We start from the raw sequence: 11534 nt of genomic DNA on the forward strand, positions 1-11534 counted from the left end.
ACATCTTGTTTTAATTTGATCGTCAAAGCCTGACTATGGCATCGCATCGCGCCGACACGCACGCAGATACCATCAACAGGAATTTGCCGGTTACTTCTGCCGAGAATTTTATTGGTCTCTGCCTGACCTTTCCATTCTTCACGACTCTGTCCATTGGCTACCTCTTTATCAATCCAGGGGATCAAACTACCTGCCAATGGCACACCAAAATTTTCTGTTGGGAATTTATTATTCCGCAAGGTACCTGCAACTTCTCGATCTATATCGAGAATATTTGAAGCAGGATCATTCAGTAAATCTTTTGCCACCCTATGCGCTTCACCCATTTGTAGTAGTAATTCGCGCATGTTTTTGGCCCCCGCACCCGATGCCGCCTGGTAAGTCATGGCGCTCATCCATTCCACCAACCCTTTTTCAAAAAGACCGCCAACCGCCATTAACATCAAGCTTACCGTGCAATTACCACCAATATAATTCTTGACGCCATCGTGCAGCGCTTGTTTGATCACGGGCATATTAACCGGATCCAATATGATGATCGCGTCATCTTCCATGCGCAGCGTAGATGCCGCATCTACCCAATAGCCTTGCCACCCGGATTGACGCAACTGCTTGACAACTTGATTGGTATAATCGCCACCCTGACAGGAAATAATGATATCCATTGCACTAAGTTGCTTGATATCAAAAGCATCTTTTAAGGATGGAATTTCCTTGCCAATTTCAGGACCCGCACCACCTTTTTGTGATGTTGTAAAAAAAACAGGATCTATCAGCGAAAAATCTTCCTCTTCTCGCATTCTCTGCAGTAGTACGGAGCCGACCATGCCTCGCCAGCCAACAAAACCAACTTGTTTCATTGCTTATCTCTTATCCTAAAATTGACAATCGGTTAACTATTAAAAACACTTTTGTAAATATTAGCTTACTTTATAAATGTATAACAAATGATTTAATGCACTAATTCCACCTTAATTCAATCTATCCTTAAATTAAATTTACTATTTAGAATCATTTCACAGAAATGACAGCACAGCATCACCCATTGCATGCGTACCAACAGATTTCATACCCGGCTCATCAATATCTTTTGTTCTGAAGCCCAGCGCCAATACTTTTTTAATTGCGTTTTCTATTCGAAGTGCAGTTTCCTCCTGATTAAACGTATAGCGCAGCATCATAGCAACTGAAAGTATGGTAGCAAGCGGATTAGCCAAATTCTTCCCGGCAATATCGGGTGCTGAGCCATGAATCGGTTCGTACAAACCTTTATTATTTTCATCCAGCGAAGCAGAAGGCAACATCCCAATCGATCCCGTTAACATCGAGGCTTCGTCAGACAATATATCGCCAAACATGTTCCCGGTCACAATCACATCAAACTGTTTGGGATTACGAATCAATTGCATGGCGGCATTATCGACCAGCATATGTGAAAGCGTCACTTGCGGGTATTCCTTGGATACTTCAATAACAACATCGCGCCATAATTGCGTACATTCCAGCACATTCATTTTATCGACGGAGCATAACTTGCCCTGCCGTTTACTGGCTGCCCGAAAAGCCACATGCGCAATACGCCGGATTTCTGTTTCGCTGTAAATCATCGTGTTGAATCCGACACGTTGCCCGTCACGCATCTCAATACCACGCGGTTCACCAAAATAAATATCGCCGGTCAGTTCGCGCACGATCATGATATCAAGTCCAGCAACCACGTCATATTTCAAACTGGAAGCATTGGCCAGTTCCGGGTAAAGTATCGCTGGCCGCAAATTGGCAAATAAGTTCAGCTCCTTACGAATAGCAAGCAAGCCGCGTTCGGGCCGCTGGGGGCGCGGTAATAAATCATATTGAGGGCCACCCACAGCGCCGAGCAGAACCGCATCCGCTTGGCTGGCCAAACGATGCGTTGCTTCAGGATATGGTTCTCCGGTCGCGTCAACAGCACAACCGCCGATCAATCCATATTCCAATTCAATCGCTAAACCGGCGGATTTTAAAGCATCCAATACACGCACGGCTTGCGCTACGATTTCCGGCCCGATACCGTCGCCCGCTAAAACAGCAATTTTCATCATATTCTAACTTTCAGCAATGTCATTCACATAAACAGCCAAGGCTGCTCGTTGCGCCGTTTCTGTTCAAATTGTTTAATTTTTTCTGCCCGTTGCAACGTCAATCCAATTTCATCCAAGCCATTCAATAGACAGTGTTTGCGAAAAGTATCGATGTCAAAGCTAAATTCCTCATTGTTTGGCGTAGTCACTGTTTGTTTCTGTAAATCTACCGTAAGGCTGTATCCTTCCGTTGATTTGACTGCTTCAAACAAACGGTCCAGTACTGCCGCGTCAAGAATGATCGGTAATAAACCAATCTTGAAACAATTGTTAAAAAATATATCCGCAAAACTGGGGGCGATGATGACACGAAAACCATAATCCTGAAGTGCCCACGGCGCATGCTCGCGACTTGAACCGCAACCAAAATTTGCACGTGCAAATAATATCTGCGCACCTAGATAACGCGGTTGATTCAACACGAATTCCGGATTCGGTTGACGCTGCGCCGGATCCATACCGGGTTCACCATGATCCAGATAACGCCATTCGTCGAATAAGTTTTGACCAAAACCCGAGCGTTTGATCGATTTAAGAAATTGTTTCGGAATGATCGCGTCGGTATCGACATTAGCACGGTCCAGCGATGCTGCCAAACCAGCAAAAGTATGAAATTTTTCCATTTAATTTATTATTTCACTCGCTTATTTCGCGCACATCGACAAAATGACCGGCAATAGCGGCGGCTGCAGCCATTGCCGGGCTAACCAAATGTGTTCTTCCGCCGGGTCCTTGCCTGCCTTCAAAATTTCGATTTGAAGTGGAAGCGCATCGTTCACCGGCAATCAGCCGGTCATCATTCATTGCCAGACACATGGAACAACCGGGCTCACGCCACTCAAACCCGGCTGCGAGAAAAATCCGATCCAGCCCTTCTTGCTCAGCTTGTTTCTTGACCAAACCTGAGCCAGGCACAACCAGTGCCTGCTTAATGGTTGAGGCAACGCGTTTTCCTTTAACGATTTGTGCAGCTGCCCGCAAATCTTCAATGCGTGAATTGGTGCAAGAACCAATAAATATTTTGTCGAGGGTAATCTGCCGAATCGGTGTATTAGCCACTAAACCCATATAATTTAAAGCTTGTTGCATATCATGGCGCTTCACTTCATCGCTAAGGAGAGAAGGATCCGGCACTGTGCCATCGATCGTGGTCACCATTTCAGGAGAGGTCCCCCAAGTAACCTGGGGTTTGATCTGTGCAGCATCTAAGGCAACTGTCCGGTCGAAAACCGCATCGGCATCGCTTTGCAGTGTGCGCCAATAAGCAACTGCCCTATCCCACAACTCCCCTTTGGGTGCGAAAGGCCGTCCTTGAATGTAATTAATCGTTGTCTCATCAACAGCCACCATGCCCGCGCGTGCACCGGCTTCAATCGCCATATTACACAGCGTCATGCGTCCTTCCATGGATAACGCCCGGATCGCGCTGCCAGTAAATTCGATCGCATACCCCGTGCCGCCAGCAGTACCGATTTCGCCGATGATCGCCAAAGCGATATCTTTAGCGGTAACCCCAACACCCAATTTGCCCTCAACGGAAATACGCATGGCTTTGGCTTTTTTCATCAATAGGCACTGTGTTGCTAATACATGCTCAACCTCTGAAGTGCCGATACCAAATGCCAAGCAACCAAAAGCACCATGCGTACTGGTATGTGAATCGCCACAAACAACCGTCATGCCAGGCAATGTGGCGCCTTGTTCAGGACCAATAACGTGCACAATACCTTGGCGCAGATCCTGCATTTTAAATTCGGTAATCCCCAGTTCATCGCAATTCTGATCCAATGTATCGACTTGCAAACGAGAAATCGGGTCATGTATGCCATGACTGCGATCGGTCGTTGGAACATTATGGTCTGCAACGGCCAGGATAGAATCAAGGCGCCACGGCTTCCGTCCTGCCAGCTTCAAACTTTCGAATGCTTGCGGACTGGTCACCTCATGCACTAAATGGCGATCAATATAGATCAATGCCATACTGTCTGGCTCGGCCGATTCAGTATGAACCACATGTTGATTCCACAGCTTGTCGTATAACGTTTGCATCATACAAGTTTAAAATTTTTAATTAGCCTGCAATTATCCCATAAAGTTTACTGATTCAACAAACTATACGCAGCACAATCTATTGATGACTGAATGGTTTCATTTTCCATGCGATTAAGATCATGCCGGTTAATGCCGCGGCAGCACTGATAAAAAAAGTGGTCTCTGCTCCCAGCCAATCCCAGGTATAACCGCTAGAGATTGCTCCCAAGGCACCACCCAGTCCATAAGCAATGCTGGTATAAATCGCTTGACCTTTCGCTTGATGACGGCCATGAAAGAATTGATGGATCACCATCATGGCCGCAATATGATGCGCGCCATAAGTTGCGGCATGTAAAACTTGTGCAAAAACGATAATTAGCGGCCATTCGACACCCTGCCCTATCAGCAGAAAACGCAGAATAGCGCAGGCAAAGCTAAAAACTAATATGTGCTTTAAACTGAAATGCCGCATCAGCCACGGCATAATAAAAAAAATACCGATTTCACAGATAACGCCGGTAGCCCATAACCATCCGACAAACCCTTTGTCGTAGCCATGTTCAACCAAATAGATCGAGAAAAATGTATAGTAAGCCCCATGTGCAAATAACATCAATAAGCTGGCAATCAAAAAAGCCATAACTTCCGGGCGCAGACAGATCTGCCGTACCGTATGCAATCCTGCAGTGTAGTTGATGATTTCCTTCTCGGGAATCTGATAAGAAAAAATTACAATGCCAAACTTTAATCCTAGAATAATCCAAAGTAACCAGATAATTTCCACGCTTTGCAAAAAATAACCGATACCGACCACTGCCAGAACAAACCCGACGGAGCCCCAGGAACGAATACGCCCGTATTTATCGGTGCGCTCGCCCAGATGTGACAGGGTGATCGATTCCATGATTGGCAATGAGGCGCTCCAGAAGAAACTCATTGCCAACATAACAAAAAATACCCAGGGAAACGATTCGCCCAGGAAAAAGCCACAAAAACTTAATAATCCACTTGCAGCAGCAATCTGCACAACCCGAACGCGCTTTCCCATATGATCAGCCAACCAGCCCCAGGCGGCAGGCGAGAAAATCCGGGTAAATAATAGCAATGACATTAATACACCGATTTGCAACGCACTAAATCCAAGGGATTGCAAATACAAGCTCCAATACGGTGCAAATGCGCCGATCACCGCAAAGTAAAAGAAATAAAAACCGGAAAGGCGCCAATAAGGAAGTGATCGCATAAAGTGAGCTAATTGACGCAGTGATTAAATATGTTAGGTGTGTAATTAAGAATTGAATATCTAAAACGCACTTGGTGTAACGAAGACAACCTCCGAGAAGGATCAATTTTACTAGAATTCTCTCGCTTTCCACCCACCCAAGGAGTTTTTCTCTTTTTGAATTTATTTAATTAACTCATAATTATAGAGTGGATTTAGTATATCCATTAATAATAACAATCTAAACTAAAGGGATAGTGAGTAATTATGAAATTAGAATTGAAACGAAATTGCCTTGCGCAAATGGCGGTGATAGCTCTATGTAGTACCGTTGTTACAGCACATCCCGCACCTATTGTTATTACCGACGACTTGGGCACCGTTGCCACGGTCGCTGATCCCGATCATTTCCTCAGCGCTGCCTCCCTTGGTCTAAGTTTATGGGAAGAGAGTTCTTTGATCACGGTAGCTGGTCTTTCATTGACAGTACACCAAGTATACTGAATGGGCTTGTTTTTCCGGCTCATAAAAATAATGACCTCAGCGATTCATTTATCGGGCTGTTAACCCACGCAGATTTCGGTGGTTGGCAATTTGTAGAAACGGTATTTGTTCCAGTGCATGGTCATGTTGCCGTTCAGATTCAGCTAGCGAATATACCGGATATGAAGCTATAGACTTACAATGGCGTGTTGGCTTTGACCCGAATCAAGGTTTTCCGGTTGCTCTTGGACTTGACACACACAATGTAATCAATGCGACAGGAAATTATGCCTCTGTAACAGCCACAAGCTTGGATGACTGGTCGGTGACGTTGGCTAACACTACTCCTCTATCAGCATTTGGCATAATGCCTTATATTGATCCTGTACCCTTTCCTTTTACCTGCTGTGCACCTGGTGATTACGTAAATTCTGACTCATCAATTGGCTTAGTCTATGATCTTGGCACCATACGTAATGGATGGTCAGTTACTTTCGGTTACGAGTACATCATGGGTGCTGTTCCAGAACCAGAAACCTGCGCCATGCTGCTGGCTGGCCTTGGCTTAATAGCCTTTTCAGTACGCCGCCGCAGAATAACAGATTAATCTAATCTCTTTTCAGATTCACTAGAAGCATCAATGCACAATCAACCAATATCTCAAGGAGCACAGCTGTGACGTTTTCTTCATTCTTCTCACTCCGAGCCCTTCCAGTCCTAGCAGTTGTATTTTTTCTCACCTCTTTACACGCAAGAGGCGCAGTTACAACCTATGAATTTACTGGCACGCTGACTGACATTCGCGAATCTGGAGCCGGATTCAGCTACGGGGACACTTTCTATGCCAGATATACCCACGATGATGCCCCACAAACCGGGAGTCTGATAGAATCCGATAGAATGCTCTCTCTGGGGGCAATTCTCGATATGGTCAGGGAGCAGCACACTTGTTGGACCATCCAGCACAGAACTCCAAGTATTCAACAACTGGACAAATGTCGCCAGTGGTTTCGACTCCGACGATGGCTTCTTCGTAAGCTCGAGAATTTATGATTCCATAGGGTTCTATCTCATCCAGTTTGATCTTTGGGATTTTACGGGCAACGCGCTCAGCGCTTTATCCATTCCCAGCCAAGACGAATTGATTCAACTGGCCCATAATGGTCGTATCTTCATTCGTCGATTTGATGATGCTACAGGTGAAACAGGTCTAGCCAGTGGTAACTTCACTGAAATTTCAGCAGTTCCCGAGCCAAATATAGTCTTCTTGTTCTCACTTGGCTTAGCTAGCTTAGTAGCTTATCGAAAATGGCAAATCGCCTAATATCCCAAAAGTACACTTTCTAAAAACTTAATAATCTTTATTGGTTCGTAAGTTATGAACAAATCAAATCAGCTATGTGCAAAGATTACTGATATATCACCAAGAAAAACAAACGCCTGATTGAATCAGGCGTTTGTGCTGAAAAAATTTGGGTGAGATCAACTCGATACTATTTCCATCAAGGCACCGCGGATTTTTCGTTACTGTCCTAAAAGTTTGCTTGTTCTACACCCAGACAGTGCCAACGCCAAATAGAAATGTCCGTTTTATCCCGTTTCTCCCTTACCACAAAGTTGCACACCGCTCGTCATTGTCAGGCTTACCAATAGGCATGTCTCTCCAAGGATGATTGTACGCGTCCAACGCCACCACCTGTCATTCATCCCGTTTAGGTGATAATCCTAAATTCCTCTGTTAGAAATAGTCAAAACTTATATCCTCGGTGCAACGCCACAATACCTACTGTCAAATTAAAGTATTCCACTCGTTCAAAACCGACTTGTTCCATTAGCTTCTTCAATTCTTCTTGCGAAGGGTGCATGCGGATAGATTCGGCTAGATATTGATAGCTTTCTGCATCATCGGCAATCACTTTTCCCATGGTGGGTAGTAATTTGAATGAGTAAGCATCATAGGCAGGTTGCAATGGTTTCCAGATTTTGGAAAATTCCAGCACGATGACAGTTCCCCCCGGTTTGATGACGCGCAGCATTTCTTTCAATGCCATGTCTTTATGCGTCATATTCCTGAGACCAAATGCGACGCTGACACAGTTAAAATAATTATCGGGAAAGGGTAGTTTTTCAGCGTCGCACTGCGCGACTGGAGTTGGTGTGCCTTCATCAATCAGGCGGTCGCGGCCGATCGAAAGCATGGAGTTATTGATGTCCGTCAGCCAGACTTCACCGGATTTGCCTACTTTTTGCAAAAACAGTGCGCTTAAGTCTCCAGTACCGCCTGCGATGTCCAATACCTTGTCACCATTTCTAACCCCACTGGTTTCAATGGCAAAGCGTTTCCATAAACGATGCAGACCAACAGACATCAGGTCGTTCATCAGGTTGTAGCGTTCTGCTACTGAATGAAATACTTCTGCAACTTTTCCAGCTTTTTCATCTTCAGCAACGGTATTAAAGCCAAAATGAGTAGTTTTAGTCATGATAGTGATTGAGTGTATGTTTGAATTGGCTTTTAGAGAGTCATCGATAAGCTTATTTCGATTGAAAATTAATCAATCTAATATGCCACAATTTACTTGCAGGAATGATTCGGTGTCAGGGCTCTGATATCGGGTTCACGACTGGCACCGGCTTCCTCCATGCGCTGCAAATACCGTTGCCATATTTTATCCTGATTGAGGCCATAGTTATAGAGCAAATCCCATGAATAGAGTCCGGTGTTATGACCATCGGTAAAATGGAGTTGTATGGCATAATTACCAATGGGTTCAATTTTCCGGATATTGATCATTTTCTTGCCGGTTTGCAGCACTTCCTGCCCTGGACCATGACCGCTCACTTCAGCGGAAGGCGAATGGACACGCAAAAATTCACATGAAAATTGGAATTTTTTTCCATCAGAGAAAGTGATATCTAAGATTTTGGACTTTTGATGTAACTTGATTTCTGTGGGATGAGGCGTTTCTTTGGATAAACCGGCCATGTTATGTTATTCAGTACGAATTGTTTAAACGTAATAGTTAGACCCATTGTAACAAAACTGTACAGAAAAAATTTGATTGATACAGGAATTTACTCATGGCCGCAAAAATACTGATCGTAGAAGATGAAGCTGCTATACAGGAATTGATTATTTATAATCTACAACAAGCTGGTTATGAAACTGTTAGTGCTGAGAATGCAGAGAAAGCAATGTCGATTATCAATAATGCATTGCCGGACCTTATTTTACTGGATTGGATGTTGCCCGGTATGAATGGTATTGAATTTGCGCGAATTCTACGGCGCGGCGAACGCACCCGTTTAGTCCCCATTATTATGTTGACTGCGCGCACTCAGGAAACGGATAAGGTTGCAGGACTGGAAATTGGTGCGGATGATTACATTACTAAGCCTTTCTCGCCACGAGAGCTGGTCGCTCGTATTAATGCTGTGCTACGCAGATTGGCTCCGGAAGCTTCAGACGAAGTGGTTGAAATTGATGAGTTGCGGCTAGATCCGGTCAATCATCGGGTGACCGCCGGGAATAAAGAAATTGAGTTAGGGCCTACTGAATATCGACTGTTGCATTTTATGATGACACATACCGAGCGGGTATATTCACGCAGTCAATTATTGGATCGGGTATGGGGTGATCATGTATTTGTCGAAGAACGTACCGTGGATGTACATATTCGCCGGTTGCGTAAAGCGTTACAATTGGCAGGCAGAGATGACTGGATACAAACTGTCAGAGGCGCAGGTTACCGGTTCTCTGCGGTAGCGGCACTACAAGCTAAAGATTCGAATACACAAATCTAATAAAATAAATTGCAACATTCCGCATAGTGACATCGTTTATGAAATTGATTGATTCCACCTGTGTTTTAAGTTGTACTCACTGTCTGGTTATCGAGTCTGAAAATTCTCAAAACTACCCCAAGCGATACCTTTCCCGCGTTGTTACCTTTTTTCAGGATTATTTAAGTGTCTGATATTTGGCAGCGCTCCTTCAATATCATTTTTGTTATCTTTATCACTGCAGTACTGTGGATGATTCTGGGTGCTGTTAAAGCATTAATATTTTCCAGCGTTGCGTTGTTATGGATGATACTTCATCATATCCGCCATTTGGTTGCATTAGAACGCTGGTTACAGCTTTCTGATCATTCTCCAGCGAGCATTCCGGCTGGCTCTGGAGCATGGGATGATGTATTTGCACATTTAGCGCGCTATGTGCGTCAACATAGTCAAAGCCAGGAATTATTGAGCCTTGCATTGGAACGGATGCGTAGCGTTACTTCCGCGATGCCTGATGGAATTGTAATTCTGGATGAATCTGACCGGATTGAATGGTGTAACCCAGTTGCGGAGCAGCATTTAGGCATTAATCTGTCATTGGATGCCGGGCAGCAAATCACCTATCTGGTCAGGCAGATACCTTTTGTCGAATATCTGGCAACGCGTAAATACAGTAATCCGCTGATACTCAATCAAACGCGTCAACAAGGAATCATTGTTTCGCTTCAGTTAGTACCTTATGGTTATAACCAGAAGCTTCTAATTAGTCGCGATATTACGCGATTTGAAAAAATTGAAACTATGCGGCGCGACTTCATTGCCAATGTTTCTCACGAATTGCGCACGCCACTCACGGTCATTGGCGGTTTTCTTGAAACTTTATCAGCGGATGAAAATGTCAATACCGGCTTTAATAAACGTGCGCTGGTATTAATGTCAGAACAAACCACACGTATGCAGCGATTGATTGAAGATTTGCTGATTTTATCGCGTCTTGAAAATGAACAAAGTATTGTGAATGAGAGAATCGTGGATGTGACCAGTCTGCTGCGCGGCATTCTGCAGGACGCAGAATCCCTCAGTGCCGGTCGCCATCAACTCAAATTAAATATCGCGACGCAAGATCAATTACTGGGGAGTGAAGAAGAATTACGTAGCGCTTTTGGAAATTTAATCAGCAATGCGATTCGTTATACCCCAGATCGCGGGGAAATCAGTATTAACTGGGAGAAGCGCGACGGACGGGGGCTATTTTTTGTGCAGGACAGCGGAATCGGTATCGAGCCGGAACATATTCCACGTTTAACGGAACGCTTTTATCGTGTCGATAGCAGCCGTTCAAGAGAAACCGGTGGAACAGGGCTTGGGCTTGCTATTGTCAAACATGTCTTAAATCGGCACCAGGCGCGTCTGGAGATTGCCAGTCAAGTCGGCAAGGGCAGCCGGTTCACTATATGGTTTCCTGCCAAACGATTGATTCCAGAAAATGAATGATGGCTTGTAGCATAACTTCATGATCATTAGTCACTCGTTAGGAACATCCACATCAAACAGACTTTGAATCGCGCCAAACAGATGATCTTCAATGGCATCACGATGGTGCATCAGCGCGTCCGATGCGCGATACAGCGACATATGCGACATTGCCGCAAAATCGACATCGATCAGCTCTCCCAATGCGCTGTGCGTTTGCAACCACTGCCAACTGCTCAATTCCGATGCCGGATACGCCATGCGACCAATGATGTTGCCAATAATGGCGGCACGCATCACCCCATTGATGCCCAGTTCAGCCAGCTTCTCGATCAACCCCAGCTGGGTTAAGGCATGCAGCCTAATATGCTCAACCCCCACTGAACGCGGTTGGGTCAGCTGCAACGAGTGAATATCCA

At 44.9% G+C, this 11534-nt stretch carries 13 protein-coding genes; 5 read left to right on the forward strand and 8 right to left on the reverse strand.

The window, feature by feature from the left end; genetic code table 11:
* From asd to QZ942_RS07780, 5 genes are all read right to left on the reverse strand, one after another.
* On the reverse strand, positions 1 to 860 hold an 860-nt coding region (gene asd, locus QZ942_RS07760; protein WP_292994328.1), incomplete at its 3' end, for an aspartate-semialdehyde dehydrogenase.
* Between the two features lie 156 nt (positions 861 to 1016).
* Positions 1017 to 2078 (reverse strand): 3-isopropylmalate dehydrogenase, encoded by a 1062-nt coding sequence (leuB, locus tag QZ942_RS07765; protein WP_292994350.1) that lies wholly within the window; start codon positions 2076 to 2078, stop codon positions 1017 to 1019.
* Positions 2079 to 2104: 26 nt separating this feature from the next.
* On the reverse strand, positions 2105 to 2743 hold the full coding sequence (gene leuD, locus QZ942_RS07770) for a 3-isopropylmalate dehydratase small subunit (protein ID WP_292994330.1): 639 nt from the start codon (positions 2741 to 2743) through the stop codon (positions 2105 to 2107).
* Between the two features lie 13 nt (positions 2744 to 2756).
* Positions 2757 to 4169, reverse strand: coding sequence for a 3-isopropylmalate dehydratase large subunit (gene leuC, locus QZ942_RS07775; RefSeq protein WP_292994352.1), 1413 nt, complete (start codon positions 4167 to 4169; stop codon positions 2757 to 2759).
* Positions 4170 to 4248: 79 nt separating this feature from the next.
* The gene (locus QZ942_RS07780) at positions 4249 to 5397 is read right to left on the reverse strand and encodes an MFS transporter (RefSeq protein ID WP_292994332.1); all 1149 of its coding nucleotides are present in this window, start codon (positions 5395 to 5397) and stop codon (positions 4249 to 4251) included.
* A 258-nt stretch (positions 5398 to 5655) separates the two neighbouring features.
* Here QZ942_RS07780 and QZ942_RS07785 point away from each other — a divergent pair, with 258 nt between their 5' ends.
* The 3 genes from QZ942_RS07785 (at position 5656) to QZ942_RS07795 (ending at position 7183) form a co-directional block, all read left to right on the forward strand.
* Positions 5656 to 5880, forward strand: coding sequence for a hypothetical protein (locus QZ942_RS07785; RefSeq protein ID WP_292994334.1), 225 nt, complete (start codon positions 5656 to 5658; stop codon positions 5878 to 5880).
* An 82-nt stretch (positions 5881 to 5962) separates the two neighbouring features.
* Entirely contained in the window at positions 5963 to 6466 is a 504-nt protein-coding gene (locus tag QZ942_RS07790; protein ID WP_292994336.1) for a PEP-CTERM sorting domain-containing protein, read from the forward strand.
* 534 nt (positions 6467 to 7000) lie between these two features.
* Positions 7001 to 7183 carry a PEP-CTERM sorting domain-containing protein gene (locus tag QZ942_RS07795; protein ID WP_292994338.1) on the forward strand — a complete coding sequence of 61 codons (183 nt, stop codon included), beginning with the start codon at positions 7001 to 7003 and terminating at the stop codon, positions 7181 to 7183.
* 424 nt (positions 7184 to 7607) lie between these two features.
* On the opposite strand, the gene ubiE is transcribed toward QZ942_RS07795, so the two are convergent.
* Both ubiE and QZ942_RS07805 read right to left on the reverse strand, forming a co-directional pair.
* Positions 7608 to 8342 (reverse strand): bifunctional demethylmenaquinone methyltransferase/2-methoxy-6-polyprenyl-1,4-benzoquinol methylase UbiE, encoded by a 735-nt coding sequence (gene ubiE / locus QZ942_RS07800; RefSeq protein ID WP_292994340.1) that lies wholly within the window; start codon positions 8340 to 8342, stop codon positions 7608 to 7610.
* Positions 8343 to 8434: 92 nt separating this feature from the next.
* Positions 8435 to 8845 carry a DUF971 domain-containing protein gene (locus QZ942_RS07805; protein WP_292994342.1) on the reverse strand — a complete coding sequence of 137 codons (411 nt, stop codon included), beginning with the start codon at positions 8843 to 8845 and terminating at the stop codon, positions 8435 to 8437.
* Between the two features lie 95 nt (positions 8846 to 8940).
* On the opposite strand from QZ942_RS07805, the gene phoB reads away from it, so the two are divergent.
* The gene (gene phoB, locus QZ942_RS07810; protein WP_292994344.1) at positions 8941 to 9663 is read left to right on the forward strand and encodes a phosphate regulon transcriptional regulator PhoB; all 723 of its coding nucleotides are present in this window, start codon (positions 8941 to 8943) and stop codon (positions 9661 to 9663) included.
* Positions 9664 to 9828: 165 nt separating this feature from the next.
* Complete coding sequence (gene phoR, locus QZ942_RS07815) at positions 9829 to 11136, forward strand: phosphate regulon sensor histidine kinase PhoR (protein WP_292994346.1); 1308 nt, start codon at positions 9829 to 9831, stop codon at positions 11134 to 11136.
* Positions 11137 to 11166: 30 nt separating this feature from the next.
* Here phoR and QZ942_RS07820 read toward each other — a convergent pair.
* Positions 11167 to 11534, reverse strand: a 368-nt coding sequence (locus QZ942_RS07820; protein ID WP_292994348.1) for a hypothetical protein, incomplete at its 5' end; no start/stop codon positions are given.

The organism is Nitrosomonas sp. (assembly GCF_021731985.1).
Taxonomy (GTDB): domain Bacteria; phylum Pseudomonadota; class Gammaproteobacteria; order Burkholderiales; family Nitrosomonadaceae; genus Nitrosomonas.